Origin of the sequence: Ruegeria sp. HKCCA5929 (assembly GCF_013034525.1) — a bacterium.
Classification (GTDB): Bacteria; Pseudomonadota; Alphaproteobacteria; order Rhodobacterales; family Rhodobacteraceae; genus Ruegeria.
In genome coordinates this window covers 854,684-880,969 of record NZ_WQGE01000001.1, presented here as the reverse complement: position 1 = coordinate 880,969, position 26,286 = coordinate 854,684, and the positions used below count along the sequence as shown (strand labels likewise).

The following is a 26,286-nucleotide window of genomic DNA, read 5'->3' as shown; positions in this document are numbered from 1 at the left end:
ATATTGTGACATTCAATAGAGCATTTTTGTCACTATCCCGCCTCAAGTGCTAATTTTCAGGCGAAAATTGACGCTAACCACCGTCAGGGTGCGGGTTTGAGCCCGGTTTCTACCAGCAATCCCCTTGCTTTGGCCTCGGGCCAATACCCTTTTGCATACAAAAAGATCGCGCGTTGCTGGTCTCCGTCGGACAGCAGCCATGCTCCGCGCAAGTACTTGCCCGCGAATTCCAGGTTGGTATCCGCATTTAATAGTCCCTCGGCATTACCTTTGTACCCCATCGATCGTGCGGTGGCCGGAAGGATCTGTAGCAGCCCGTAATAGGGGCGGTTCACGGCCCAAGGGCGGTGTGTGCTTTCGCGAATGGCCAACTTGTGTACAAGCTCGCGCGGAAGCTCGTAGTGATCAGCCCATTTGTTGATCGAGGCTCTGAGTTCCGGCGTCTCATTTGGATAGAGCGGCGGATTGAACTGAGTAGTGTCGGCTTTTGAGACTTCACCTCCACCGCATGCAAGCAGCGGGGTTGCGAGCAACAGGGAAAGGAAGCTGCGGCGGGGAAAAACGGGCATCATGAATCTCCGGTCAATAAGGCGGTATGATATGGAACGTCTGTTCGGTCGCAACTCTAGCGATCAATTTGGGCCGAAATTTGCTGGTCTGGCTATGGCATAAAAAAGGCCGCACAAAACGTGCGGCCTTTGTCTTGTTCAAAGCGTAGCCAGATCAGGCTTTGGCTTCGTCTTCTTCAGCCGGAGCAGCTTCGGCAGCCAGGTCATCGTCTTCCGATGCGGCCGAGCCGATGTCGTCGAACAGTTCGGCGATTTCGAATTCAGCGGCGGCTTCTTCTTCAGCAGCCAGTTCCTGAATCGATTTGCCAGATGCCTGCAATTCGGCTTCTTCTTCCGAACGGGCAACGTTCATCTTGATCTCAACTTCGACCTCGGGGTGCAGGCGGACAGCAACAGAGTGCAGACCCAGTTCTTTGATCGGAGCGACCAGAACGACCTGTTTCTTGTCGACTGTGAAGCCTGCTTCGGTTGCAGCGTCTGCGGCGTCACGCGGGGTGACCGAACCGTACAGAGCGCCAGCATCCGATGCCGAGCGAATCACGATGAACTGCTGACCGTCCAGCTTTTCAGCCAGTGCTTCAGCTTCTTTCTTGGTTTCCAGGTTGCGGGCTTCCAGCTGCGCTTTCTGGGCTTCGAACGAGGCGATGTTCGACTCGGACGCGCTCAGGGCTTTGCCTTGGGGCAGCAGGAAGTTGCGGGCGTATCCGGGTTTGACGTCAACGACGTCGCCCATCTGACCCAGTTTCGCAACGCGTTCCAGAAGGATAACTTGCATGTCAGTCTCTCCTTACTTCACGGCGTAGGGCAGCAGGGCGAGGAAGCGGGCGCGCTTGATAGCACGAGCCAGTTCACGCTGCTTTTTCGCCGAAACGGCGGTGATGCGCGAAGGAACAATCTTGCCGCGCTCAGAGATGTAGCGCTGCAGCAGACGGGTGTCCTTATAGTCGATTTTCGGCGCGTTCTCACCCGAGAACGGGCAGACCTTACGACGGCGGAAAAATGGTTTTGCGGCCATGGTTTAGTGTCCTTTCCTCAGGCGGTGATCAACGGCGCTCGCGGCGGTCGCCACGTTCGTCACGCTTCTGCATCTGAACCGACGGGCCATCTTCGTGGCCGTCGACCTTGATGGTCAGAACGCGCATTACGTCGTCATGCAGACGCATCAGGCGTTCCATTTCCTGAACCGCACCCGAGGGGGCATCGGTCTTCAGGAAGGCATAGTGGCCTTTGCGGTTCTTGTTGATCTTATAGGCCATCGTCTTGACGCCCCAGTACTCGCTGTCGACAAGGCTGCCGCCGTTGTCCGCCAGTACGGTGCCAAAGTGTTCGACGAGGCTTTCCGCCTGCGCGTTGGACAGGTCCTGACGCGCGATCATTACATGCTCATACAGTGGCATGTGCACTCCTGTTTATATCAAGGCGCATTTCATAGGCGGGGCCATTTGGTCCTTCGCGACCCTGCCACGAGAGGCTGCGCGATTCATATGACTGCGAAGGATGGCCCCGTATACACGTTTGAACCGCAGGGGCAAGACCCGCCACATATGCCTTGGTGAAGTCGCCCAATTTCCTTTGGGGTGCCCAATTGCTGACGCTTTTCGGCTCAAAGTTGTTTTGCATACCGGACATTACCCGGAACCAACTGAAAACCGACAGTAACCTTATAAAGGGTGAAACGTTATGACCGCGACGAACACAAACACATACCGGGAAGAAGCGGCTGGATCGCGCTTTGAAAACTCGGTTCCGGTAATGATCGCATTCGCGCCGAACTGGAAGGCGCGCTTGATTCTGGCGCGGATGGTTGGCGCATTCCTGATCGTGTCAGCGTTTTCAATGTGGCTGATGCCGGGGTCGGTCATCGCTGCGGATGTCTGGCCGATTAAGATGGTTGCTTCGATGCTGTTTCTGATCGTTGGGGTCAGCTTGCTGACGATTGAGGTTCTGGATCCGCGTCCCGATGCGTATTTCGATCCTATTCGTCGCGAGGTGCGGGTATTGCAAAAGAACGAAGATGGGCGCCCACAGACTGTTTTGCGTCGCAGCTACGACTCCTTGGGTGGTGCGCGCTTTGAAGAGAATGAAGTGCACTTGTTCGACGTGGACGGCAGCCTGTTGATGAAGCTGCCACTTGAATCGGCGGATGTCAGCCGAGCCCTGAAGGGGCAATTGAGCAAAAGCGTAACAATTTTCGGCTGAATTTTATTCTGTTCAAAAAGGAACAGAAATTGTTAGCCAAAAGAGGTTGTGTGCCGCCCTAGGGCGGCACATCTTGTTTGTGAGCAACCCCCATCGGCTTGCACACAAAAAAAACGCGGAGATTGTTATGAAATCCACCCTTCTTGCTGCGGCTTTGGCCGTTTCGGCAACTGCTGCATTCGGCAGTGCCGAGAAATATGTACTGGACCCCAGCCATAGCCAGGTCATCTTCAACTATGATCACCTTGGCTTTTCGACCACTTACGGCATGTTCTCGGGCTTTGAGGGCGAGATCATGTTCGATCAGGAAAACCCTGCGGCATCCAGTGTTACGGTTTCAATGCCGGTTATGGAGATGTTCACAGGATGGAAGCCTCGGGAAGACCACTTCATGACCGAAGATTTCTTTGGCGCTGCCGAAGGTGATCTGATCACTTTCGTCTCGACCGGGATTGAGGTGACAGGCGATGATACAGCCAATATCACCGGCGACCTGACCATGAATGGCGTAACCAAATCGGTTGTTCTGGATGCCAAGTTGAACAAAGTGGACAATCACCCGATGGCCAACAAGCCTTGGGCAGGTTTCAACGCGACCACAACGCTGGTTCGCAGTGAATTTGACCTGGGACAATTTGCACCGTTCGTAAGCGACGAAGTGCAGGTTCAGATTTCTGTTGAGGCTCAAAAGGCAGAGTAAGTCGAAGGACTTGAAAGAATAAACCGCCGGTGAGTATCTCACCGGCGGTTTTTTGTTGGCATTACTGGCTGCGGCTGGCGGTCAGGTCGACAGAAACAGAGACGGCAAAGCCCAGGGACTCTTCGGTCGGCTGTGACGTGCCGACGTTGAAATCCAACCGGTTGAGTTCAACAGAACCCGACATGGTGGCCGTGTCGCCCTGAAGATCCAGGGAAAACGGCAGAACGATATCCATCGTTTTGTCGCGGATGGTCAGCGGGCCACGGGCTTCGTACCCGGTTTCGGTCTTGAACAAATCTGCAGTGAACTGCGCCGTAGGGAATTGTGATGTGTCAAAGAAATCGGAACCCATAGCCTGATCAGTGACCGAACCAAGGCTCAGAGAGCCAATGGCTATGTTAACGTCCACAGATCCCGCAGGCCCGACTTGTGCAGGTTCGTCGAAGGTGATGGCAGCGGTCCAGTCGGCAAAAGATCCGGTGACCGGGCTGCCCAACTGAGAGATTGTTATCGACAAGGCCCCGGTCTGCACTTGCCAGTCAGATTGAACTTCGGCGAGTTCGATGTCGGCATCGTCGGCTTCGCGTGCGAATTCACCCGTGACCCAGCCGCCAGTCAGAACCATGCCCCAAACCGCCACGGCAGCAAGCGCAGGGACAAGTGAATGGTGTTGTTGCGGCGGTTCTGGTGCGTCCGAATGACCAGGCAGCATTCTTCGCAATGTACTGTCCTTGTCGATGACGTGATGTTTCAGCGCGCCAACAATGTGCAGCGCCAATGAGCCCACCAGAACCCACATGAACAGCCAGTGAAGGACTCCGGTCATCTCAGCCACGGCTTCAGACTTGGGAACAAACGGCAGGTTTTGCCCAAAAGGCCAGAGGATCGGTGCGAACCCTTCTGTCGCTGCGTGGTGGATCCAACCGCTGAGTGGAACAAGGACCAGCGAACCGTATAAAAGCCAATGAACGGTTTCCGCCGCAAAGGCCTCGGGCTTGTTGTCTGCATTTAACAAGCCGGGCTTTGTTTGTGTGAAAGCCCACAAAATGCGCGCCAATGCCACGAAGAAGACAGCGATCCCTACAGTTTTATGCAGCGAAAAGACGCGCGCGGCGCGGGCGATTTGGGCCTCGGTTGGGGCGGTGTCTGCGTGAAGAACCGCGTATGCCAAGTTATCTGCGATCCAGCCAAGCGGCAGGGCTGTCAGGATCAGAAGGGCTGTGAGCCAGTGAAACGTTTTTGCAACGCTTCCGTAACTGGAAAATGAATTGGTCGCGGCCATGAAAATAAGACTCCGGGATTCTCTGTCGTGTCCAACGTAAAGACGCGTGAGACTGACACAAGTAAGCGCGGACGCACAGCAACGGTGCCAGAATGCAGAATGCAGGCAGCGCTTGTGCCAGACGAGCAGTCAGTTTACACCCCGCCGCAACCTAACAGTATGCATGAGGTTGCAATGACACTCGCGTTCGTTTTTCCAGGGCAGGGCGCCCAGACAATCGGTATGGGCAAAGCTTTGGCCGAGGCTTATCCGGCGGCGCAAGCCATATTTGATGAGGTGGACGACGCTCTGGGCGAGAAACTGAGCAGCCTTATCTGGGAAGGCGATATCGCCGAGTTGACGCTGACACAAAATGCGCAGCCCGCATTGATGGCGACGTCAATGGTCGCAATGCGCGCCTTGGAGGCCGAGGGTGTTTCGATCAGCAAAGCCGCATTTGTGGCGGGGCACTCGCTTGGTGAGTATTCCGCTTTGGCTGCTGCTGGAGCGTTGTCTGTCGCTGACACCGCGCGCCTGTTGCGCACGCGCGGGCAAGCCATGCAAAGCGCTGTGCCTGTGGGCGAGGGTGCGATGGCTGCCATTCTTGGCTTGGATCTTGACGCCGTGCGCTCTGTTGCTGAAGAGGCCGCGCAGGGCGAAGTGTGTCAGGCGGCAAATGACAACGATCCAACCCAAGTTGTCGTGTCCGGTTCAAAAACTGCTGTCGAGCGCGCTGCCGAGATTGCCAAAGAAAAAGGTGCAAAACGTGCGGTTATGTTGCCCGTAAGTGCTCCATTTCACTGTGCGCTGATGCAACCTGCTGCAGATGTAATGGCGGAAGCCCTTGCTGCGGTCGAAATCAAGGCACCCGCTGTGCCCCTGGTGGCGAACGTACGCGCCGAGGCGGTCAGTGATCCGGATTTGATCCGGCAGTTGCTTGTCGAGCAGGTGACTGGGTCGGTCCGCTGGCGCGAGAGCGTGCAGTACATGGCGGCTCAGGGGGTGACCGAGACATGGGAGATCGGCGCAGGCAAAGCGCTGTCTGGTATGATCCGCAAGATTGACCGTGCCATTGCGGGCAAGGCCGTGGGCACGCCAGAAGATGTTCAAAAGGCCCTTCAGGCCGAATCGTAAGCTAAATGCGCGTCTTTGCCGACGCGCCAAGAGGGAAACTGTATGTTTGATTTGACAGGTAAGAATGCGCTGATCACCGGTGCATCGGGTGGGATCGGTGGCGACATTGCGCGTGCACTGCACGGCGCGGGTGCAACGGTTGGATTGTCCGGTACGCGAGTCGAACCACTGCAAGCCCTGGCAGACGATCTGGGTGAGCGCGCGCATGTGCTGCCTTGCAATCTGAGTGATCCGGAAGCTGTGGAGGCGTTGCCAAAGCAGGCGGCCGCGGCGATGGGATCGGTGGACATTCTGGTCAACAACGCCGGAATCACACGCGACAACCTGTTCATGCGCATGTCCGACGAAGAATGGCAGAGCGTTATTGACGTGAACATGACCTCGACCATGAAACTGTGCAAAGGCGTGATCCGGGGCATGATGAAATCGCGCTGGGGCCGGATCGTGAATGTCTCGTCCGTGGTGGCTGCAATCGGCAACCCTGGGCAGGCGAACTATGCGGCGTCTAAAGCCGGAATGATCGGCTTTTCCAAGGCCTTGGCCCACGAAGTTGCAACGCGTGGGATCACAGTGAACGCTGTGGCACCGGGATTCATCACGACGGCTATGACCGAGAAACTGACCGAGGAACAGAAAAAGGGTCTGTTGGTCAAAGTTCCTGCGGGTCGCATGGGCGATCCCAAAGAAATCGCTGCGGCTGTTTTGTACCTTGCAAGCCCCGAGGCGGGTTATGTCACTGGAAGTACCTTGCATGTGAACGGCGGTATGGCCATGTTGTGATCGCGACAGTGGCGCACGCGAAAGCGTTTGCCTCTTGCGTCGACTATGCTATAGGCGGCGCATCTATGCGGGGCCGGTCTTTCAGGTCGGCCTTCTACTTTCCCGGTTTCCCGGGACCCAAACCGCCCGAAACGGGCAAATCAAGGCCAACCCGTGCGGGCAAGGGCAGAATCGGGCAGACCGCCCTGTAAAGGAATGAGGAATAGACATGAGCGACGTCGCAGATCGCGTTAAGAAGATCGTTGTTGAGCACCTGGGTGTTGAAGAAGACAAAGTCGTGGAAAACGCGTCTTTCATCGACGATCTGGGCGCAGACAGCCTGGACACCGTTGAGCTGGTTATGGCGTTCGAAGAAGAGTTCGGCATCGAGATTCCCGATGACGCAGCCGAAACCATCCAGACCTTCGGCGACGCGGTCAAGTTCATCAGCGAAGCGTCCTAAACGTTTCTTTCTGATCAAAAGCGGCGCTTCCGAGCAACGGAGGCGCCGTTTTTTTATGTCCGCGCAAAATTCGCACTTGCGTGGCCATTTTCCACTGCGCACTGTTTCCATTGAGGCAAAACTCAAAGTGGACAGGGCATGATAAGATCCACTCCAATGATAAATACCGCGCGTTTGACGCTCTGCGCCATGCGCCCGGAGGATTTTGAACGGTTCGCTGAAATATGGCGTGACCCGTGTGTCGTGCAGCACATTGGCGGTACGCCCCGATCGCGAGGCGAAGCGTGGGACTCTTTTCTGCGCAATGCCGGGCACTGGCAAATGGCCGGATTTGGCCAATGGGGCGTGATGCAGCAATCGACGCGCACGCTGATTGGGCAGGCGGGATTCTTTTATGGCAACCGACGTTTGGGCGAGGATTTTGATGGCTTCCCCGAAGCAGGTTGGATTCTGGCCCCCGAGGCACAAGGTCAAGGGTTGGGGTATGAGGCGGCCAAGGCGGCTCATGACTGGTTCGACCGTGTGATTCCAGGACCTTTGGTGGCGATGGTGAACGCATCCAATCTGTCGTCCCAGAAGCTGGCCAAAAAGCTGGGCTATGTTTTGATGCGCGAAGGGGTGTATAGTGAAACCCCGGTGCATTTGTTACGGCGCAACGGACCACCCGCCCGCGCGTAATTCCGCGAGTTCGCCTATATGCCGCAAAATGGCCAAACTGTGCCGATCCCGGTAAATCGGGTTTGGAACGTTCGACCTATGCTACCGGGGATTTTCAGAGCGATTGAGCGGAGGAACAGGCTCATGAGGATTTACCCCACGATGGAACTGCAGAACGGCCGGTGTGTCACGCTGGACAAAGGCCGTCTGGATAACGCGATGATCTGGCACGTGAATCCGGTTGAAACCGCGCGGAGCTGGGCTGAGGCGGGTGCTGAATGGATGCATCTGACCGATTTCGACGCGATTGAAGGCAAAGATACCAACGTCGAACTGGTCGAGGAAATCATTCGCGGAGCTGAGATTCCCGTGCAATTGGCCGGTGGGATGCGCACGCGAGAACAGGTCGAGCATTGGATCGACAAAGGCGTAGGGCGCGTTGTCATCGGCACTTTGGCCGCGCTGGAGCCGAATCTGGTCAAGGAACTGGCCAAGCTGTACCCAGACCAAATCGTGCTGTCTGTCGATGTCTGGCAGGGGTATGTCATGACCGATGGTTGGCGCAACCAGAGCGCGTTCACACCCGAAGCATTCATTGACGCATTCGAAGGCGTGCCATTTGCTGCGATTGTCGTGACAGATATCGACAGTGACATGGAAGATGTAGACGCTCAACTAGGTCTGATTTCCGGAATCGCCGCGCATTCGAGGACCCCGGTGATTGCGAGCGGTGTTGTGCGCACGGCGGACGATATTTCCCGTCTGGCTTATATTCCGAATATCTCGGGCGCAATTGTTGGGCGGGCGCTGTTCCGTAAGTCGCTTGAGTTATCAGATGCTCTGGAGATGGCTAAGGCCGCACACGAGCCAGTGGCGCAGTTCCAGTAAGTCGAAACAACAAACCATTCCGCCCTTTCTGCTGCGCGCGTGAAAGGGCGGGTACTGTGTTTTCCCTAAAATACGCGTTTCTCTGGGTGATCGGCGGCAGGATGCCGGCGCGGAAATCGCCCTTGCTCTTGCCCCCGCACCCCGGGCCGGGGTATGAGCGGTTCTCATAACAGGAAGCAGGCAAGAGGCACTTCATGCGCAGAGTCGTTGTAACCGGTCTTGGATTGGTCACTCCTTTGGCCAGCGGGGTCGAGGAAACATGGTCGCGGCTGCTGGACGGAGAATCCGGCGCAGGCCCCATCACGCATTTCGACGCTGAGGCAAGCGGGGTCACAACGACCTATGCCTGCGAGGTGCCGCGCGGGGATGGAACCGACGGAACGTTCAATCCCGATGATTGGATGCCGCCGAAAGAACAGCGCAAGATCGAGGACTTTATCCTGTATTCGATCGCGGCTGCGGAAATGGCCTGCAAGGACGCGAACTGGTTGCCTGAAGATGAGGAAGACCGCCTGCGGACAGGTGTTCTGATTGGTTCGGGTATCGGGGGGCTGGGCTCGATTGCCAATACAGCCAATCTGATCCGCGACAAAGGCCCGCGTCGGGTGTCGCCGTTCTTTATTCCGGGTGCTCTGATCAATCTGGCCTCGGGTCAGGTGTCGATCCGCCACGGGTTCAAGGGGCCGAACCACTCTGTTGTGACTGCTTGTTCGACTGGCGCCCATGCGATCGGCGATGCCAGCCGTATTATCCGTGCAGGTGATGCGGACGTCATGGTTGCAGGTGGCGGCGAAGGCTGCATCTGCGAGATCGGGATTGCAGGTTTCAACGCCTGTAAGGCGCTGTCGACGAAATATGCAGACGACCCGAAGAAAGCCAGCCGTCCCTATGATGTCGACCGTGACGGGTTCGTCATGGGTGAAGGCGCGGGCATCGTGGTTCTGGAAGACTACGAACACGCCAAGGCGCGTGGAGCGAAGATTTATGCCGAGGTTCTGGGCTATGGCATGTCGGGTGATGCCTATCACATCACCGCACCGTCAGAGGATGGCGATGGGGCCGAACGTTCGATGAAGGCCGCGCTGCGCAGTGCCGGGCTGGAGCCGAAAGATCTGGACTACATCAACGCGCATGGCACCTCGACCATGGCGGATACGATTGAGTTGGGTGCTGTGGAACGCCTGCTGGGCGATCATGCGTCAAACGCCACAATGACCTCGACGAAGTCGGCCACCGGGCACTTGCTGGGGGCTGCGGGCGCGATTGAAGCGATCTTCTCGATCCTGGCGATCCGGGATCAGGTGGCGCCGCCGACGATCAACTTGGACAACCCGGCTGTCGAAACACCGATTGATCTGGCACCGAATGCCAAGCGCGAGCGCGAGATCAACGTGGCTCTGTCAAACTCGTTTGGGTTTGGCGGTACCAATGCCAGCGTGATCTTTGGAAAGGTCAGCTAAATGTGGCGGGCCATTGCTTCGAATGCGCTGACCATGTTGGTGGTCGGCCTGTTCCTGATGGGCGGACTGATCCTTTGGGGGCAATCTCAGTACAAAGCGGACGGCCCGCTTGAAACCGCAATCTGCCTACAGGTCAGAAGCGGATCGAACATGACGCGTGTCAGTCAGGAACTGGAAGATCAGGGCGCGATCCGCAATGCGACGCTGTTCCGTATGGCTGCGGATTACACGGACCGCGCGCAGCAGCTGAAAGCCGGTAGCTTTCTGGTACGCGAAGGCGCGTCGATGGAGCAGATCATTGCCGAAATCACCAGCAGCGGGGCCAGCACGTGTGGATCCGAGATCGAATACCGCATCGGCGTGACCCGTGCCCAGACACGGGTACGCGAGTTGAACCCGGCGACGTTGGATTTTGATGAAATCGCGTCTTTTGATGCTTTGGAGGAAGAGGCCCCAGCAGCCTATACTGAAAAGCGCAATGAAGCGGACACTCGGTATCGCGTATCCTTGGCCGAAGGCGTGACCTCATGGCAGGTGGTTGAAGCGTTGAAGTCCTTTGAGGCGCTGACCGGAGAAGTGACTGAGATCCCGGCTGAGGGTATGTTGGCCCCGGACAGTTATGATGTTGTGGCCGGTCAGGACCGCAATGATGTCCTGAAGGCTATGCAAGACAAACAGCAGCTTCGGATCAATGCGGCCTGGGAAAACCGTCAGGATGGCTTGCCCTTGGAAAGCCCCGAAGAGATGCTGATCCTTGCTTCGATCATCGAAAAGGAAACCGGAGTTCCCGAAGAGCGCGGACAAGTAGCCAGCGTTTTCGTGAACCGACTGAATCAAGGGATGCGACTGCAGACGGACCCGACGGTCATTTATGGCGTGACCAAAGGGCAGGGCACTTTGGGTCGGGGTTTGCGGCGCAGTGAGTTGAACCGCCCAACGCCGTGGAACACGTATCAGATCGATGGGTTGCCGCCGACCCCGATTGCGAACCCCGGTTTGGCAAGTCTTGAGGCCGCCGTTGCGCCGGATGACACCAGCTTTGTGTTCTTTGTGGCCGATGGCACGGGCGGTCATGCCTTTGCAGAGACATTGCAGGAGCATAACCGTAACGTTGCTAAGTGGCGCGAGATTGAAGCCGAACGGAACTCGGGAAACTAGACCCAAACTTCAAAACTACGAAAAGAAACGCCGACGTCAGAGGAATATCCGACGTCGGCGTTTCTTTTGGTATTGGCTTTTGGTGTTAAGCGGCAGGGCGTCTGCGGCGGGGTCGGCGACCCTTTCCAGCCGAAGGCTTTCCATCGCCATTGGCTGGTCTGGGTTTGAACCCACGACGGCGATTATTTTGGCGGCGCGCTGGTTTTTGGGGTTCAACGCCTTCAGGCATTGTGCCGCTTGCGACGGGAATTTCGATCTTCATCAGTTTCTGAATCTGACGCAGCAGATCGACTTCTTCAGGTGCACAAAATGCAATGGCCTCACCTTCACGCCCGGCACGCGCCGTGCGGCCGATCCGGTGGACATAGTTGTCAGGCACTTCGGGTAGATCGAAATTGAAAACATAAGCAACGCCAGGGATATCGATGCCACGCGCGGCAACGTCGGTGGCCACCAGAATGGTTACCTCACCTTCGCGAAACGCCTTGATCGCGCGGTCCCTTTGCCCCTGGCTTTTGTTGCCGTGGATCGAAGCCGCGTTGTACCCATCGGCAACCAGACCCTTCATCAATCGTTCGGCCCCGTGTTTGGTGCGGGTAAACACCAATGTCAGCGCATCGCTGTCTCGTGAGAGTATTTCACGCAGCTTTGCTGGTTTTCCGGGTTTCGACACAAAGTGCAGCGATTGTGTGATCTTGTCAGCGGCCTTGCCTGGAGGCGACACCTGAACCCGTTGGGGGTTGGTCAGGTACGCGCGGCTAAGCTCTTCCATCTGTTTTGGCATGGTAGCCGAAAACAACATGGTTTGGCGTGGAGTACCCAGCGCTGGTGCAATTTTGCGCAGGGCGTGGATAAACCCCAAATCCAGCATCTGGTCAGCTTCGTCCAAAACCAGATGGCGAACTGAGCTGAGATCGACGGCGCCACGGTCCATCAGGTCAATCAGGCGACCCGGAGTGGCGACTAGAATATCTGTGCCACGCGCCAGGAACATGATCTGCTTGTTGATCGATTGTCCGCCCACAACTGTCCCAACGCGCAGCTTGGTGCCTTTGGTCAAGACGCGCAGGCTTTCGGCGATCTGGTTCACCAATTCGCGGGTCGGCGCAAGGATCAACGCCTTGGCTGTCTTGGGATCAGGTTTTCCAGGCTGAGCCAGCAGGTGATCAATCAGAGGCAGGCCAAAGGCCAGTGTCTTGCCGGTACCTGTTTGGGCAAGACCCAGAATGTCGTGGCCGTTCAGCGCAAGCGGGATGGCTTGGTTCTGAATCGGGGTAGGCTGTGTGAAATTGGCGCTTTTCAGCGCTTTGTTGAGTGCGGGGGCAAGACCCAGCATGTCGAAGTCGAACAAAAAACTATCCTTTATGCCCGGAGCTATTGCCCACGGACAGGTCGTGACGGGTCGCATCTGGCGACCTGCAGGGGTTGTGCGAGACCTCGGGACGGGCAGGCGCACCCTGCGCTGTCCGGTCGTCGCGTCAAGAACCCTGCGTGATGGGGAACTATGGGTGGATCGGGCGCTGTGGGGCGGACAAGGTCCGCTCAGGCTCACGCTGCAGCGCTTGGCTTTGAGGGGACATGAGGGTTGAGCTCGGAAATGTCAACCTGGGGCGTGGCTTAAGAAGCCTTGCCGATACAAAAACAACACTTGGCGTGGTTGCTGAGTTATAGCGTTAGACCCACAGCCTTGTTGATGGCAAGACCGGTTTTTACTGCGCGGTATGTCGGAAACGGCATCCGCCCGGCTGTGTTGATATCACGCCTGATCCATTCTTGTGCCTCCAGCTGATGGAGTGACGATGACAGCGCCCGATCTGTAATGATCGAAAGTCCCGATTTGATGGTCGAAAACCGATGGGGCCGGTCCGTTAGAGCCAGAACCGGAACGGTCCATGTTTTTCGCAAAAGACTGGTTTCATCTTTGTCGCGAGCAGCAGTGATAATTTTGCTGGCAATTTCGGCGGTCGCGATCCCGGATGGTGTCAACCGGAATTCCGGCCGTAGCGGATGCCCATGGCCAGGGTTCCTTTCGATCAGGTCAAGGTCTGTGAGGTGGGCAAAACTGGCCGCAAACGCGGTACGGCTTGCATTGGTGGCAGACAAGAGTGGTGCCTGCCGACCCGGAACCCCTTCGTGCAGCAGGGCAAGTATGTTCAACGACCAAGCCCGAGAGGTCAGCTTGACAAGTGTCATTATGTCCATAAAGTATAGTAACTATATTTTAAAAAAAAGGAAAGTGCTATGCCGCTCGTTTCATTGAAAAATACCATAACGCTGGCGATGTCAGTTCGGGATCGGCATGTAAGCGTCGATTGGTATACAGACAAACTTGGTTTTGAGCTTATCCATCACATCGATGAAGCGGGTTGGAGTGAAATGCGGACAAGTGTCGACGGAGTCACTTTGGGGCTGGGCGAGCAAGTCGAAGCTTTGCCGGGTAACTGCGTCCCCGTTTTTGAAGTTGCCGATATCGTGGACGCGCGCGAAAAACTGGAGAACGCCGGAGTTAAATTCGACGGAGAAACGGACACGATTGAAGGGATGGTCAGCACGGCAACATTTTATGATCCGGACATGAATGCTTTGATGTTGGCGCAGGATTTATCGGGCGGACAGTCTTAACGCTGCGAACGGTGCGTGTTGCGTGCGTGTTGCTTAACACATTGACATTGCGTTCTTTTTTATCTACTGATTGTGCTATGCTAGAAGAAGTGGGCAACGCCCGGGAGGCAACCCGGTGGCCGTTTTTCGTTTCTCTCGTGCGGAGAAAACTCACGCATGAGGTCACAGGCAAACATGACTTTGATTACCCCGGAAGAGCGGATTTCCCAGACGGCTGACTTGTTGCAGTCGCTTGAGAGGTCCATTCGCGATCTGCGGCAAGCGGCGGAAGACCTGCGCAAACAGATCGGTGCCGGGGAGGATGCAGATCTTGCTGGTTCAGCCAGGCAACTCGGGCAGTTAGAGGGGCTGATCCGAAGTTGTCAGAAAGTGGAGACAAGCTTTGTCGAACAACATCACAGACAAGCCGGAATTGCCCAAGGGGGGTACGCGCTCGACCTTGAGCGCGCTCGATTTGAAATCGGGTGCAGGTTGGCTCGCCTCCGCCGATGCTGCGGTGCGAGAGAGATTTCTGAGTGAGATCGGGGAGGGGGGGGCTGTGCGCCCTCCCTTTCCTGTTTGAGTTTTGGGCGCTGCCGCATCAGTTGCCGCCCGAGGGAGATTGGCGGTCTTGGGTGATTATGGGCGGGCGTGGAGCCGGGAAAACACGTGCCGGGGCTGAATGGGTGCGGTCGATGGTTGAAGGGGCGAAACCGTTGGATCGTGGAGAGGCCAGCCGGGTGGCGTTGGTCGGTGAGACCTTTGATCAGGTGCGCGATGTGATGATCTTTGGCGATAGCGGGATATTACAGTGCTCGCCGCCGGATCGTCGGCCCACATGGAAGGCGTCGGAACGGAAACTGATCTGGCCCAACGGGGCCGAGGCGCAGGCGTTTTCGGCGCATGATCCTGAGGGGCTGCGCGGGCCGCAGTTCGATGCAGCATGGGTGGATGAACTGGGCTGTGCGGCAATCGACAAGGGCACAAACCAGCCAAACAAGTTCCTCGATCCCAAGTCCTCGGAGTCGCTTTTGCCAGCTTATTCGAACGGATTGAGGGATGATTACATTCAGGCGCAGTATTTGACCGCAACACTAGGACACTGGAGCGATCCCGCAGTCAATCCAGTGTCACATATCTATGGCGCTCGGATGCTGGATTTGGCGAACGCGTACGTTTGGGCGTGGGATACCCGTCCGTTTCCAACATTTCCAAATCTGCAGAGCCAATGGGACGATGGAGAAAACTATGCCAGAGGGCATTGGCTGAACGGGCGGTCCGGGTCGCGGACACTTGCATCTGTAGTGACCGAAATCTGCCATGGGGCAGGGGTGACAGACATCGATGTTTCGCGACTTCATGGTGTGGTTCGGGGCTATGTGATCGAAGATGTGACAAACGCGCGGTCCGCTTTGCAACCACTGATGCTGCGTTACGGGTTTGATGCAATTGAACGGGACGGTCAGTTGCGGTTTCAGATGCGCGACGGTTACGGTGCGGTCGCACTCAACCCTGATCAGCTGGCGATCAGCAGCGATCTGGAAGGCGCGGTTGAACATCGGCGTGAGGCCGAGGCCGAGATGACTGGTCGGGTTCGCCTGCGCTTTGTGCAGTCGGATGCGGACCATGATCTGGTCGCAGAAGAGGCCGTACTCCCTCAGGACAAAACCCATTCCGTTTCGGTGAATGAAATGCCGTTGTCGATGACCCGGGCAGAGGGTCGTCAAACCGCGGAACGCTGGCTGAGTGAGGCAAGGGCCTCGCGTGATACCGTGCGCTTTGCGCTGCCGCCGTCGCAGATACATCTGGGTGCCGGGGATCTGGTGCGATTGTCAGAGGTCGAAAACAGCCCGATTTACCGCATTGACCGACTGGAAACATCGGACCTGCAACTGGTCGAGGCGGTTCGGGTCGAACAAGGTGTCTACAAGGCTTCGGACCTGCGCGAAGATGCCCCGACAGTGAAACCCTATGCTGCGCCGACCCCTTTGCTGCCGGTTTTTCTGGACCTGCCGTTGTTCACTGGCGCAGAAATTCCGCATGCCCCTTATCTGGCTGTCACGGGCGATCCGTGGCCCGGCGCGGCTGCGGTCTATAACTCGTCAAGTGACGAAGCTTACGCGCTGGGCGACATAATCCAGGGCCAAGCGATTGTTGGTGTCACCGAAACCCCGCTGTATCGTGCCAGCGCGGGTGTGTGGGACGAGGGTCCGGCGTTGCGGATCAAGTTGGTGTCGGGCCAGTTGGAATCCCGCCCCCGTGGTTCAGTTCTGAATGGCCTGAATCTGGCTGCTATCGGCGATGGGTCGCCGGGCAACTGGGAGGTTTTTCAGTTTTCTGATGCGGTTCTCGAAGCGCCCGGAGTCTACGCCTTGTCCGGGCGTCTCAGGGGGCAGTTGGGCACTGACGCGTTGATGCCGGATGTCTGGCCGGATGGCTCAGTTTTTGTTCTTCTGAATTCTCAGATCCAGCAGACAAGTTTGTTGCGCAATGAGCGTCGGATGGCCAAACACTACCGCATCGGGCCTGTGGATCGCAGTTACGATGATCCGTCTTTCCAACATCTGATCGCGTCTTTCGATGGTAACGGATTGCGTCCTTACGCACCGGTGCACCTGAAAGTTCAAGCCGGTCTGTCCGGCGATGCATTTTCATGGATCAGACGTGCGCGTCTGGACGCGGATGATTGGTCGGGGCTGGAGATACCTCTGGGCGAAGAAACCGAATCCTATCTGGTGCGCATCCGTGCAGATGGAACATTGCTGCGCGAAGACCTGATCGCGGAACCACGCTGGACCTATTCCTCAACAATGAAGGCGGCGGACGGTTCGACCGGCGCGTATGAGGTCGAAGTGGCGCAGGTGTCAGCCGTCTACGGCCCCGGTCCGTCAACCCGTCTTTTGGTGGGGCAGTCAGCCTGATGCGGCCGGTTCTGCACGGAGATGTCAGTGCCGCAGCGTGTGCTTTGCTGGCAGCTCCTCAGGCAGACCGGACACGTTTATGCGTTCGGATGATTCATGAAGCAGAACTGGCTGACAGGCATCTTGAACGCACGGGGCGACTTCATCCCGTTTACGGCAACGGCTCGCTGATGGCCGTTGCTCGAAACAGAACCCTGGCGAATGAGCCGGGGTTCGACGACTTGCAGTATTGCCAATGTTTTGAGACGGTTCTGCACCATCTTTCCAAATTCTTAGTCACCCGGCAGCGCAGCTGACACATTTGCTGGCGGCCAAGTCCAGCGCCAACCGCGCGTCTGGAATTCGGTCGCCGCAATCCTCGCAATACCCGTATTCCTCCTCTTCAATGCGTACCAAGGCGGCTTGAAGACGGCTTTTTTCAATATCGCGATTGGTTTGTTGCGCCTTTGCCATGGCCTGGTTTTGCAAGGCATCCATGCGACTCAGTCGGCCAACCGCTTGTTGATCCAGTTCAACGACAGCCTGCGCCTTTTGACCTGACGCTGAAAGCTGTTCCAACTCGGACAGTCGCTCGCGAATTTTTGTTTTAAAATATGAGCTTTCGAACTCATTCATTTTTGTTGCATTGCAGATCACGGGTTTGCGTTTGGTCTTTTTACCACTAAATGGCATTCTAGGCGCAGCAAAGGATTAAAAGCCATGTTTGAAAAGCGCAGTCATGTAACGCCGGTTGATCCGGTTTGGACCCGCATCACATCCGAGGCCCACGCGGCCGTAGAAAAAGAACCACTCATGGGTGGTCTTGTGCACGCCTGTATCCTGCATCACCGCAGCCTTGAACGCGCGCTTTCCTATCGGATTTCGGCCAAGCTGTGCTCGAACGAGATGTCGATGATGGTCTTGCGAGAGATTGTCGACGAAGCATATGCCGATGATCCACATCTGATCGAAGCGGCGCGGGCTGATCTGATGGCCGTTTACGAGCGTGACCCCGCATGTCACCGCCTGTTGCAGCCGATCCTTTACTTCAAAGGGTATCAGGCGATGCAGGCCTATCGGGTTGCGCATTGGTTGTGGAAAAAGGGTCGCTACGATCTGGCCTATTTCTTCCAGATGCGCTCGTCCGAGATATTCGGGATAGATATTCATCCGGCTGCAAAGATCGGCAAGGGTATCATGATCGACCACGCTCATTCCATTGTCATTGGTGAAACCGCTGTTGTGGGCGATAATGTTTCAATGTTGCATTCGGTAACGCTGGGCGGAACCGGCAAGGAAGAGGAACAGCGCCACCCCAAGATCGGCAACGGGGTTCTGATTGGGGCCGGAGCGAAGGTTCTGGGCAACATCGAAGTTGGCCATTGCAGCCGTATCGCTGCGGGTTCGGTGGTTCTGCAACCTGTACCGGCTTGCAAAACCGTTGCTGGTATTCCCGCGAAGATCGTGGGCGAGGCGGGATGCGATCAGCCTGCGATCTCGATGGACCACATGCTGGGCAAAGACCAGTAGGTAAAAATCACTTCAAGCGGTTGGTGCGTTTCTCCAACCGCTTGCGCTTGCGTTCCTCTCGTCTCTGCTGACGCAGTTCTTTGCGCCGCTTTTGTTCAGCTTTCTGCTCGGCAATCGCCTCAGGATCACTGCTTTTGAATTTCGAGTGCTCGCCCGGATAACTGTTCGGTTTCGCAGAGACCTCGCCTGGTGTCGTCCCAGTCAAAAGGACCAAAACTACCAAGCTTTGTACAAGGTTCTTGCGGACCACAGAGCACTCTCCTTCTGAATTAATCTTGTAGAAGAAGGTGGGAGGTCAATGCGCTTTAGGCAATTGATACGCCAATCACACGGGTTCAATTCAGCGCCAAATGATAAGATGACCCCCGCCCAACAAAAGCTTGGGCGGGGGGTGTTCGAGTGCCTCAGGCCAGCATGACCATCGGATTTTCCAGATTGTCGACAATGGCCTTGAGCAGTTCTGCCCCTAGCGCCCCGTCGATGACGCGGTGATCCACGGACATTGTGACAGACATCACGGTTGCCACGGTCAGTTCGCCATCATCTCCGACAACAGGCTTTTTCACACCGGTCCCTACAGCCAGAATTCCGGCATGTGGCGGGTTTACGATTGCATCGAAGTTGTCGATGCCAAACATACCCAGATTTGAGACGGCAAAGGTGCCGCCCTGATACTCATGCGGTGCCAGCTTGCGTTCGCGGGCGCGGGCTGCAAGGTCTTTCATCTCGGTCGATAGGGCGGACAATGACTTCATGTCAGCATCTTGCAGAACCGGGGTGAACAGGCCGCCCTCAATCGCAACAGCAACGGCGACGTCCGAAGGCTTCAGTTGCAGCACGCGGTCACCCGCCCAGACTGCGTTACAGGCCGGAACCTGTTGCAGTGCGTTTGCGACAGCTTTGATGATGAAATCGTTGACGCTCAGCTTGACGCCACGGCCTTCCAACTGCTTGTTCAACTGGCTGCGGAACTTGAGCAGCGCGTCCAGCTTGATGTCACGACGCAAATAGAAATGCGGGATGGTCTGTTTGGCTTCGGACAGGCGCGCGGCGATGGTTTTGCGCATACCGTCCAGCTGGATTTCCTCGTACTCGCGCCCTTCATACATCCGAGCGACCATGTCTGCCGACGGCCCGGTTGGTGCCGCAGGCGCAGAGGGAGCAGTGCTTGCAGGCGCTGGAGCAGCTGCAGCCGGTGCGGCAGTCGCGCTTTCCACATCCGCCTTGACGATGCGACCATGCGGGCCAGAGCCGGCGATCTGCGATAGATCAAGACCTTTTTGCGCCGCAATGCGACGGGCCAGTGGTGAGGCGAAAACACGACCGCCATCAGCCTTGACCGGAGCAGCCGGGGCCGGGGCAGAGGCTGGCGTCTCGGACGCCGCTGGCGCTGCAGTTTCTGCTGCGGGCGCAGCCGCAGGCGCGGCGGCAGGCGTCGCACCAATGTCATCTGCGCTTTCGCCGTCTTCCAGCAGAACAGCAATGGCGGTGTTGACCTTAACGCCTTCGGTTCCCTCGGCGATCAGGATCTTACCGATGGTGCCTTCATCAACGGCTTCGAACTCCATCGTGGCCTTGTCGGTTTCGATCTCGGCCAGCAGGTCGCCAGAGGAAACGGTGTCGCCTTCCTTGACCAGCCATTTGGCAAGCGTGCCTTCCTCCATTGTGGGCGAAAGGGCGGGCATCAGAATTTCGGTGGGCATCTGTCTGTCGCTCCTTACCGGTAGGTCACTTGTTTGACGGCGGCGATCACCTCATCGGTGGTGATCAGGGCCAGCTTTTCGAGGTTCGCAGCGTAGGGCATCGGTACATCTTTGCCGGTGCAGTTGATGACCGGGGCGTCGAGATAGTCGAACGCTTCCTGCATCACGACCGAGCTGATGTAGCTGCCGACCGAGCCTTGCGGCCAACCTTCTTCCACAGTCACCAGACGGTTCGTCTTCATCACCGAGTTGATGATTGCGCCAGTGTCCATCGGGCGGATTGTGCGCAGGTCGATAACTTCGGCACTGATGCCTTCTTCCGCCAGTTTGTCGGCGGCTTCGAGTGCGTATTGCATGCCAATGCCGAAGCTGACGATGGTCACATCCGAACCTTCACGCCAAATACGCGCCTTGCCCAGCGGGATGGTCAGGTCATCCACCTGCGGCACGTCGAAAGAACGCCCGTAGAGGATTTCGTTTTCCAGGAAGACAACCGGGTTGGGGTCGCGGATCGCCGATTTCAGCAGACCTTTAGCATCGGCTGCCGAGTAGGGCATCACCACCTTCAGGCCGGGTATCTGCATGTACCACGCTGCATAGTCCTGAGAGTGCTGCGCAGCCACTCGGGCGGCGGCACCGTTAGGACCGCGGAACACGATGGGGCAGCCCATCTGACCGCCTGACATATACAGCGTCTTGGCAGCAGAGTTGATGATCTGGTCAATCGCCTGCATGGCGAAGTTGAAGGTCATGAACTCGACAATCGGTTTCAGACCTCCAAAGGCTGAACCAACGGCGATGCCTGCAAAACCGTGCTCGGTGATCGGCGTATCGATAACGCGCTTGGGGCCAAACTCGTCCAGCAGACCTTGGCTGATTTTATACGCGCCCTGATATTCGGCGACTTCTTCACCCATCAGGTAGACGTCTTCGTCACCACGCATTTCCTCGGCCATCGCGTCACGCAGCGCTTCACGGACGGTTTCGGACTTCATCTCTGCATCTGCGGGCCAATCGGGCGACAGGTCAACGACCGGAGCAGCGGGGGCAGCGGCAGAAGCGGGGGCCTCAACCGCCGCAGGGGCGGCCTCGGTCACCGCTGCGGCTGCAGGAGCAGCCGCTGGCAGGGCAGAGGCGTCTTCGCCTTCTTCCACCAGAACCGCGATAGGGGTGTTCACCTTGACCCCTTCGGTACCTTCAGCGATTAGGATCTTGCCAATGATGCCTTCATCAACGGCTTCAAATTCCATCGTCGCCTTGTCGGTTTCGATCTCGGCCATGATATCGCCAGAGCTTACAGTGTCGCCTTCCTTGACCAGCCATTTGGCTAGTGTGCCCTCTTCCATTGTGGGCGAAAGGGCGGGCATGAGAATTTCGGTTGCCATGTCTTATTCGTCCTCTCAGGCGTAAATGTCAGTCCAGAGCTCTTCGACGGAAGGCTCGGGGCTTTCTTTCGAGAATTCAGCGGCTTGATTGACGACCTCTTTGATCTCTTTATCGATCGCCTTCAGATCATCCTCGGTCGCGTGTTTGCCAGTCAACAGCAGCTCGCGCACATGTTCGATCGGATCGCTTTGTTCGCGAACCTTCTGAACCTCTTCGCGGGTGCGGTACTTGGCCGGGTCAGACATCGAGTGACCGCGATACCGGTAGGTTTTAACCTCAAGGATGTAAGGGCCTTTGCCCGCACGGCAGTGGGCCACAGCTTTCTCACCTGCGGCCTTAACCGCCAACACATCCATACCGTTGACGATCTCACCGGGGATGCCAAACGCCTCGCCGCGCACGTAGATGTCTGGCGACGATGTTGATCGCGCCTGCGCTGTACCCATGGCGTATTGGTTGTTTTCGATCACAAAGACCACTGGCAGATCCCAGAGAGCGGCCATGTTGAACGTCTCATAGACCTGACCCTGGTTGGCCGCGCCATCACCGAAATAGGTGAATGTCACGCCACCGTTCTCTTTGTATTTGTCAGCAAAGGCCAGACCTGCGCCCAGCGGAACCTGTGCACCAACGATGCCGTGACCGCCATAGAAATGCTTCTCTTTCGAGAACATGTGCATCGAGCCGCCCTTGCCTTTGGAAAGGCCGCCTTCGCGCCCGGTCAGCTCGGCCATAACGCCACCCGGATCCATACCGCAGGCCAGCATATGGCCGTGATCGCGATACGAGGTGATGCGTTTGTCACCTTCCTGTGCGGCGGCTTCGAGGCCGACAACAACCGCTTCCTGTCCGATGTAAAGGTGGCAGAAGCCGCCAATCAGACCCATACCGTAAAGTTGACCGGCCTTTTCCTCGAATCGGCGGATCAGCAGCATCTCGCGGTAGTAGGTTTTGAGCTCTTCCGCAGAAACATTTGGTTTCTTTGTGGTTTTTCGCGCAGCCATTGTGGCGATCTCCCCCTTTCGGACAGATAGTTTAGCGTTAAACTATCTTCTAAAGCATTTCGGGCGATCTGGCGAGTGTTAATGTGACGCAGCGTCGGTTTACGCTAAGCTGCGCTTATCAAAGCAAAATGAATTGTTGGTAGAGAAGGGCTGCTCGACGAAAAAACCAAGTCCGCTTAGCGAATGACGATCTCGTCCGCGCGGATCATACCCAGAACCGAGCGTGCCTGCTGGTCCAGAAGGTCCAGGTCAAGATAAGTGTCAGACAACCGTAGCGTCAGGTTCTCCATCTCGGCGATCTCGGCATTCAGCTTCGCCAAATCGCGCGACAGAGCGTCCCGTTCCGCTGCAATCTCGACCCGACGAAACAGGCCATAATCTCCTTGTACGGCGGCAAAGGTGAAATAGACACCCAGCATGAAAGCCACCGAGAAGAAAGCAACTGCGCCCAAACCGGGCCGATGGGAACGGGACACTCTGTTTACCGCCGTATGAAAACTTGCCTCAATAACGGGTCCTTTTCGAACCTCTTTCAGCACTATGTCACAGGTGATTCGGCTTGTGAATCCCCTGATTCCCAAAAATCAGGGGATGAGTCAGAATGTCTCGCAAGGTAAGCGAAAGCGCGCCGCGACAGGACTACTGTTCCAGTGCGGCTACACCGGGCAGGGTCTTACCCTCCATCCATTCCAAGAATGCGCCGCCCGCAGTGGAGATGTACGAGAAATCATGTGCCGCGCCCGATGCGTTCAGTGCTGCAACGGTATCGCCGCCACCGGCAACTGAGACCAACTGGCCCGAACGGGTCAAAGCCGCCGCTTTCAATGCGGCGGCATTGGTCGCTGCATCAAAGGGTTCCAATTCGAACGCGCCAAGCGGGCCGTTCCAGATCAGCGTTTTGCTTTTTGTAAAGATCTCGGTGATCGCGGCGACGCTTTCAGGACCTGCATCCAGGATCATGCTGTCTTCGGGGCATTGATCTGCGGGCAAGACTTGATGCGGAGCATGGGCTTCGAATTTGTCTGCAACCACAATATCCGTGGGCAGAACAATGGTGCAACCCGAGCTTTCGGCTTTGGTCAGGATTTCCGCAGCGGTATCCTTCATGTTCCGCTCAGCCAGCGATTTGCCGACGTTCAGACCTTTTGCGACCAGAAAGGTATTGGCCATGCCACCGCCAATGACAAGATAGTCCACCTTGTCGATCAGATTGCCCAACAACTCCAGTTTGGTGGATACTTTTGCACCGCCTACAACAGCAGTTACGGGCCGTTTAGGGGCACCCAGTGCGCCTTCCAGCGCTTGCAATTCGGCTTGCATTAGGCGACCTGCACATGCGGGCAGAAGGCGCGCCAAAGCCTCGGTCGAACTGTGGGCGCGGTGCGCGGCTGAAAACGCATCGTTGCAATAAACGTCCCCCAGCTTGGCCATGCCTGCGGCCAGATCAGCGTCGTTCTTGGTCTCGGCTGCGTGAAAGCGCGTGTTTTCCAGCAGCAATACCTGATGACCCGGTTGCAGCGCATCGGCGGCCAGTTCAGCCTCGGTGCCCACGCAATCGGCTGCAAACAGGACAGGGGCGCCAAAAGTGCTTTCCAGTGTCGGCACCAATTGCTTGAGTGACAAGTTTTCGCGTCGCTCGCCACCTGGGCGACCGAAATGGGCCAGTAGGATCGGCTTACCACCGGCGGCCAGAATATCGCGTACTGTCGGTGCGATCCGCTGGATACGGGTGGCGTCGGTCACAACACCGTCAACGACAGGGACATTGATGTCCACGCGCACCAGCACGCGTTTGCCGTTCAGATCCATATCGTCCAGTGTTTTCCAGCCCATCGTGCAATCCTTCCCAGTGGCAACCGATTTAGGCGGTTCTTTTCCTGCATTTTGCCCTCAGGTCAATGCGTCACTTGGCATTCACGCGCTTGGCGCATAGGTATTTGCGCAAGACAAACGACAGGAGGGCCACATGGCCGAGATCAAAGATCCCGAAAACACAATCATCATCGAGCTGAAAGGCGGCAACGTCGTCATCGAGCTGTTGCCCGACGTGGCCCCCCAGCACAGCGCGCGGATGAAGGAACTGGCCCGTGGTGGAGAATATGACAACGTAGCCTTTCACCGTGTGATCGACGGTTTCATGGCGCAAACCGGCGACGTTCAGCACGGCGATATGGAAGACGGCTTCAACCTGCGCATGGCGGGCACCGGTGGGTCGTCGCTTCCGAACGTTCCAGCCGAGTTCTCGAAACTGCCCCATGATCGCGGCACGCTGGGCGCGGCACGGTCGCAAAACCCGGATTCGGCCAACTCTCAGTTCTTCATCAACTTCAAGGACAACCACTTCCTGAACGGTCAATATACCGTTTATGGCCGTGTGATCGATGGCATGGAGCATGTGGATGCCATCGTTCGGGGCGAACCGCCAGCGAACCCGGATCGCATGATCAGCGTCAAAGTGGCCGCCGATGTATAAGCTGGCTGCGGTTTTTGCACTGGTGGCCAGTCCGGCACTGGCCAGCGGTCTGCAGATTGAGGTCGAAGGGGAAGGGGCCAATGGCACTATTTCGATCGACTTGTTCGAGGACGTCGCTCCCAAGCATGTGGAACAGATCACTGCGCTGGCCACCGACGGTCAGTATGATGGCGTCGTGTTTCACCGCGTGATTGACGGCTTCATGGCACAAACCGGCGACGTGCAATACGGCAATTCCGGCGCGGACGGGTTTGACATGCGTTACGCTGGACGCGGCGGATCAGACCGACCCGATTTGCCAGCCGAGTTTTCCGACGTCACCTTTGACCGGGGCGTGGTCGGCATGGCGCGTTCGAATGACCCGGATTCGGCCAATTCGCAGTTTTTCATCATGTTCGAACCCGGCCCGTTCCTGGACGGGCAGTACACTGTGGTCGGTCAGGTGACCGATGGTATGGACGTGGTGGATGCGATCAAACGCGGGCATTCCCAGACCGGAGCGGTCACGGGCCAGCCCGACGTGATGAAAAAAGTCACCGTCACCGAATAAGTAGTGAAAGCCCGGCGCGGCCCAAAGCGCCGGGCTTTTTCTATGGTTTATTGATCGATAAAGTCGCGGATAGCTTGCGTATAGGCATCCGGCTTCTGAAATGAAGCAAAGTGACTGACATCTTCCAGAACAAGCAAGTCTGTCCCCGGAATGGCCTCGGAAATTGCCTGCGAATGTGCCATCAGGATGGCTTCGTCATGCGCGCTTTGAACGACCAGTGTCGGGACAGTGATCGACGACAGCGCCTCCAAACCACCGGGTTTTTCGGTGCTCCACATAGCAGCGATCCCGCCCAGGAACGCTTCGAACCCATCTGGCGTGGGGGACATTGCTGCATAATCTTCGGCCATCATGCCGACATAGGCGCCAAACACTTCGTTGGTTTCTACCGACGGATCGATACCATCCAGCGTCACATTACCCGCATGAGCAAAATGACTGGCCAGCCGTTCCGGGTTGGTGCTCGAAATCGAATAGCCGATGTTGGCCCCGTCGGACCAGCCAACCAGATGCACTTGATCGATCTTCAGATAGTCCAACAGAGCCAGATAATCCTGCGACAGCAATCCGTAGGAATAGGTGCTGCCATCATTGGTTGATCGCCCGTGCCCGCGAGTGTCGGCAACGATCACGGTGTGATCTGCGGCAAGATCCGCAACCTGTGCCGCCCAGATGTCACCATGCGCCAAGCCACCATGGATCATTAAGATCGGTGTGCCTTCACCGTCTCCATAGGTGGCGTAGTACATATTGATCCCATTGATTTCAGCGGTGCCGGACATGTTGGCTGATGGCATCTCTGGGGCTGCTGGGATGCTCAGCCACGGGTCGGCAGCCCAACTGGCGGTGGCCAGGCATCCCAGTACAAATGTAGTCGCTGTAATCTTCATA

29 protein-coding genes are annotated in these 26,286 nt (G+C 56.9%); 14 read left to right on the top strand and 15 right to left on the bottom strand.

What is annotated here, in order from left to right:
* Nucleotides 1–83 precede the first annotated feature (83 nt).
* The 4 genes from GOV90_RS04390 to rpsF form a co-directional block, all read right to left on the bottom strand.
* Nucleotides 84–572: a transglycosylase SLT domain-containing protein gene (locus tag GOV90_RS04390; RefSeq protein ID WP_171090722.1), complete on the bottom strand. Its 489-nt coding sequence runs from the start codon at nucleotides 570–572 to the stop codon at nucleotides 84–86.
* Nucleotides 573–723: 151 nt separating this feature from the next.
* Nucleotides 724–1,344: a 50S ribosomal protein L9 gene (gene rplI, locus GOV90_RS04385; protein ID WP_171090720.1), complete on the bottom strand. Its 621-nt coding sequence runs from the start codon at nucleotides 1,342–1,344 to the stop codon at nucleotides 724–726.
* 12 nt (nucleotides 1,345–1,356) lie between these two features.
* Complete coding sequence (gene rpsR, locus GOV90_RS04380; protein WP_005608650.1) at nucleotides 1,357–1,584, bottom strand: 30S ribosomal protein S18; 228 nt, start codon at nucleotides 1,582–1,584, stop codon at nucleotides 1,357–1,359.
* Between the two features lie 28 nt (nucleotides 1,585–1,612).
* On the bottom strand, nucleotides 1,613–1,966 hold the full coding sequence (rpsF, locus tag GOV90_RS04375) for a 30S ribosomal protein S6 (RefSeq protein ID WP_171090718.1): 354 nt from the start codon (nucleotides 1,964–1,966) through the stop codon (nucleotides 1,613–1,615).
* A gap of 283 nt (nucleotides 1,967–2,249) precedes the next feature.
* Here rpsF and GOV90_RS04370 point away from each other — a divergent pair, with 283 nt between their 5' ends.
* Both GOV90_RS04370 and GOV90_RS04365 read left to right on the top strand, forming a co-directional pair.
* Complete coding sequence (locus GOV90_RS04370; protein WP_171090715.1) at nucleotides 2,250–2,768, top strand: hypothetical protein; 519 nt, start codon at nucleotides 2,250–2,252, stop codon at nucleotides 2,766–2,768.
* Nucleotides 2,769–2,895: 127 nt separating this feature from the next.
* Nucleotides 2,896–3,468 carry a YceI family protein gene (locus GOV90_RS04365; RefSeq protein WP_171090714.1) on the top strand — a complete coding sequence of 191 codons (573 nt, stop codon included), beginning with the start codon at nucleotides 2,896–2,898 and terminating at the stop codon, nucleotides 3,466–3,468.
* Nucleotides 3,469–3,529: 61 nt separating this feature from the next.
* Here GOV90_RS04365 and GOV90_RS04360 read toward each other — a convergent pair whose 3' ends face one another.
* Nucleotides 3,530–4,750, bottom strand: coding sequence for a cytochrome b/b6 domain-containing protein (locus GOV90_RS04360; protein WP_171090712.1), 1,221 nt, complete (start codon nucleotides 4,748–4,750; stop codon nucleotides 3,530–3,532).
* Between the two features lie 174 nt (nucleotides 4,751–4,924).
* On the opposite strand from GOV90_RS04360, the gene fabD reads away from it, so the two are divergent.
* The 7 genes from fabD to mltG all read left to right on the top strand — a co-directional run bounded on the left by fabD (nucleotide 4,925) and on the right by mltG (nucleotide 11,248).
* Nucleotides 4,925–5,863, top strand: a complete 939-nt coding sequence (fabD, locus tag GOV90_RS04355) for an ACP S-malonyltransferase (RefSeq protein ID WP_171090710.1) — start codon at nucleotides 4,925–4,927, stop codon at nucleotides 5,861–5,863.
* 42 nt (nucleotides 5,864–5,905) lie between these two features.
* Nucleotides 5,906–6,643, top strand: a complete 738-nt coding sequence (fabG, locus tag GOV90_RS04350; protein ID WP_171090708.1) for a 3-oxoacyl-[acyl-carrier-protein] reductase — start codon at nucleotides 5,906–5,908, stop codon at nucleotides 6,641–6,643.
* 208 nt (nucleotides 6,644–6,851) lie between these two features.
* Nucleotides 6,852–7,085 (top strand): acyl carrier protein, encoded by a 234-nt coding sequence (locus GOV90_RS04345; RefSeq protein WP_050602116.1) that lies wholly within the window; start codon nucleotides 6,852–6,854, stop codon nucleotides 7,083–7,085.
* A 138-nt stretch (nucleotides 7,086–7,223) separates the two neighbouring features.
* Nucleotides 7,224–7,763, top strand: a complete 540-nt coding sequence (locus tag GOV90_RS04340) for a GNAT family N-acetyltransferase (RefSeq protein ID WP_171090706.1) — start codon at nucleotides 7,224–7,226, stop codon at nucleotides 7,761–7,763.
* Nucleotides 7,764–7,886: 123 nt separating this feature from the next.
* On the top strand, nucleotides 7,887–8,630 hold the full coding sequence (locus tag GOV90_RS04335) for a HisA/HisF-related TIM barrel protein (protein ID WP_171090704.1): 744 nt from the start codon (nucleotides 7,887–7,889) through the stop codon (nucleotides 8,628–8,630).
* 194 nt (nucleotides 8,631–8,824) lie between these two features.
* Nucleotides 8,825–10,090, top strand: a complete 1,266-nt coding sequence (fabF, locus tag GOV90_RS04330; RefSeq protein WP_171090701.1) for a beta-ketoacyl-ACP synthase II — start codon at nucleotides 8,825–8,827, stop codon at nucleotides 10,088–10,090.
* Complete coding sequence (mltG, locus tag GOV90_RS04325) at nucleotides 10,091–11,248, top strand: endolytic transglycosylase MltG (protein ID WP_171090699.1); 1,158 nt, start codon at nucleotides 10,091–10,093, stop codon at nucleotides 11,246–11,248. It abuts the gene before it with no gap.
* Nucleotides 11,249–11,333: 85 nt separating this feature from the next.
* Here the strand turns inward: mltG and GOV90_RS04320 are convergent, their stop codons facing one another.
* Together GOV90_RS04320 and GOV90_RS04315 are read right to left on the bottom strand one after the other, a co-directional pair.
* Entirely contained in the window at nucleotides 11,334–12,599 is a 1,266-nt protein-coding gene (locus GOV90_RS04320) for a DEAD/DEAH box helicase (protein ID WP_171090697.1), read from the bottom strand.
* A gap of 314 nt (nucleotides 12,600–12,913) precedes the next feature.
* Nucleotides 12,914–13,441 carry a winged helix-turn-helix transcriptional regulator gene (locus GOV90_RS04315; protein WP_371732476.1) on the bottom strand — a complete coding sequence of 176 codons (528 nt, stop codon included), beginning with the start codon at nucleotides 13,439–13,441 and terminating at the stop codon, nucleotides 12,914–12,916.
* Between the two features lie 48 nt (nucleotides 13,442–13,489).
* Here GOV90_RS04315 and GOV90_RS04310 point away from each other — a divergent pair, with 48 nt between their 5' ends.
* Both GOV90_RS04310 and GOV90_RS04305 read left to right on the top strand, forming a co-directional pair.
* A complete protein-coding gene (locus GOV90_RS04310) occupies nucleotides 13,490–13,870 on the top strand; it encodes a VOC family protein (protein WP_171090692.1) in 381 nt (126 codons plus the stop codon).
* A 620-nt stretch (nucleotides 13,871–14,490) separates the two neighbouring features.
* Entirely contained in the window at nucleotides 14,491–16,770 is a 2,280-nt protein-coding gene (locus GOV90_RS04305) for a glycoside hydrolase TIM-barrel-like domain-containing protein (protein ID WP_254429041.1), read from the top strand.
* 276 nt (nucleotides 16,771–17,046) lie between these two features.
* Here GOV90_RS04305 and GOV90_RS04300 read toward each other — a convergent pair whose 3' ends face one another.
* Nucleotides 17,047–17,385 (bottom strand): TraR/DksA C4-type zinc finger protein, encoded by a 339-nt coding sequence (locus GOV90_RS04300; RefSeq protein ID WP_171090689.1) that lies wholly within the window; start codon nucleotides 17,383–17,385, stop codon nucleotides 17,047–17,049.
* 84 nt (nucleotides 17,386–17,469) lie between these two features.
* Here GOV90_RS04300 and cysE point away from each other — a divergent pair, with 84 nt between their 5' ends.
* Nucleotides 17,470–18,279, top strand: a complete 810-nt coding sequence (gene cysE, locus GOV90_RS04295; protein WP_171090686.1) for a serine O-acetyltransferase — start codon at nucleotides 17,470–17,472, stop codon at nucleotides 18,277–18,279.
* A 7-nt stretch (nucleotides 18,280–18,286) separates the two neighbouring features.
* Here the strand turns inward: cysE and GOV90_RS04290 are convergent, their stop codons facing one another.
* From GOV90_RS04290 to pgk, 6 genes are all read right to left on the bottom strand, one after another.
* A complete protein-coding gene (locus tag GOV90_RS04290; protein WP_171090684.1) occupies nucleotides 18,287–18,529 on the bottom strand; it encodes a hypothetical protein in 243 nt (80 codons plus the stop codon).
* 154 nt (nucleotides 18,530–18,683) lie between these two features.
* Nucleotides 18,684–19,982, bottom strand: coding sequence for a pyruvate dehydrogenase complex dihydrolipoamide acetyltransferase (locus GOV90_RS04285; protein ID WP_171090681.1), 1,299 nt, complete (start codon nucleotides 19,980–19,982; stop codon nucleotides 18,684–18,686).
* A 14-nt stretch (nucleotides 19,983–19,996) separates the two neighbouring features.
* Nucleotides 19,997–21,367, bottom strand: coding sequence for a pyruvate dehydrogenase complex E1 component subunit beta (locus GOV90_RS04280; RefSeq protein WP_171090679.1), 1,371 nt, complete (start codon nucleotides 21,365–21,367; stop codon nucleotides 19,997–19,999).
* 15 nt (nucleotides 21,368–21,382) lie between these two features.
* Nucleotides 21,383–22,372: a pyruvate dehydrogenase (acetyl-transferring) E1 component subunit alpha gene (gene pdhA, locus GOV90_RS04275; protein WP_171090677.1), complete on the bottom strand. Its 990-nt coding sequence runs from the start codon at nucleotides 22,370–22,372 to the stop codon at nucleotides 21,383–21,385.
* A gap of 176 nt (nucleotides 22,373–22,548) precedes the next feature.
* A complete protein-coding gene (locus tag GOV90_RS04270; RefSeq protein ID WP_171090675.1) occupies nucleotides 22,549–22,848 on the bottom strand; it encodes a septum formation initiator family protein in 300 nt (99 codons plus the stop codon).
* A 163-nt stretch (nucleotides 22,849–23,011) separates the two neighbouring features.
* The gene (gene pgk, locus GOV90_RS04265; protein WP_171090673.1) at nucleotides 23,012–24,205 is read right to left on the bottom strand and encodes a phosphoglycerate kinase; all 1,194 of its coding nucleotides are present in this window, start codon (nucleotides 24,203–24,205) and stop codon (nucleotides 23,012–23,014) included.
* A 133-nt stretch (nucleotides 24,206–24,338) separates the two neighbouring features.
* Between pgk and GOV90_RS04260 the strand changes: the two genes are divergently transcribed.
* Together GOV90_RS04260 and GOV90_RS04255 are read left to right on the top strand one after the other, a co-directional pair.
* Nucleotides 24,339–24,845 carry a peptidylprolyl isomerase gene (locus tag GOV90_RS04260; protein ID WP_171090671.1) on the top strand — a complete coding sequence of 169 codons (507 nt, stop codon included), beginning with the start codon at nucleotides 24,339–24,341 and terminating at the stop codon, nucleotides 24,843–24,845.
* On the top strand, nucleotides 24,838–25,395 hold the full coding sequence (locus GOV90_RS04255; RefSeq protein WP_171090669.1) for a peptidylprolyl isomerase: 558 nt from the start codon (nucleotides 24,838–24,840) through the stop codon (nucleotides 25,393–25,395). Before GOV90_RS04260 ends, GOV90_RS04255 begins: the two co-directional genes overlap by 8 nt.
* Nucleotides 25,396–25,442: 47 nt before the next feature.
* On the opposite strand, the gene GOV90_RS04250 is transcribed toward GOV90_RS04255, so the two are convergent.
* Nucleotides 25,443–26,285, bottom strand: coding sequence for an alpha/beta fold hydrolase (locus GOV90_RS04250; protein ID WP_171090667.1), 843 nt, complete (start codon nucleotides 26,283–26,285; stop codon nucleotides 25,443–25,445).
* Nucleotide 26,286 lies beyond the last annotated feature (1 nt).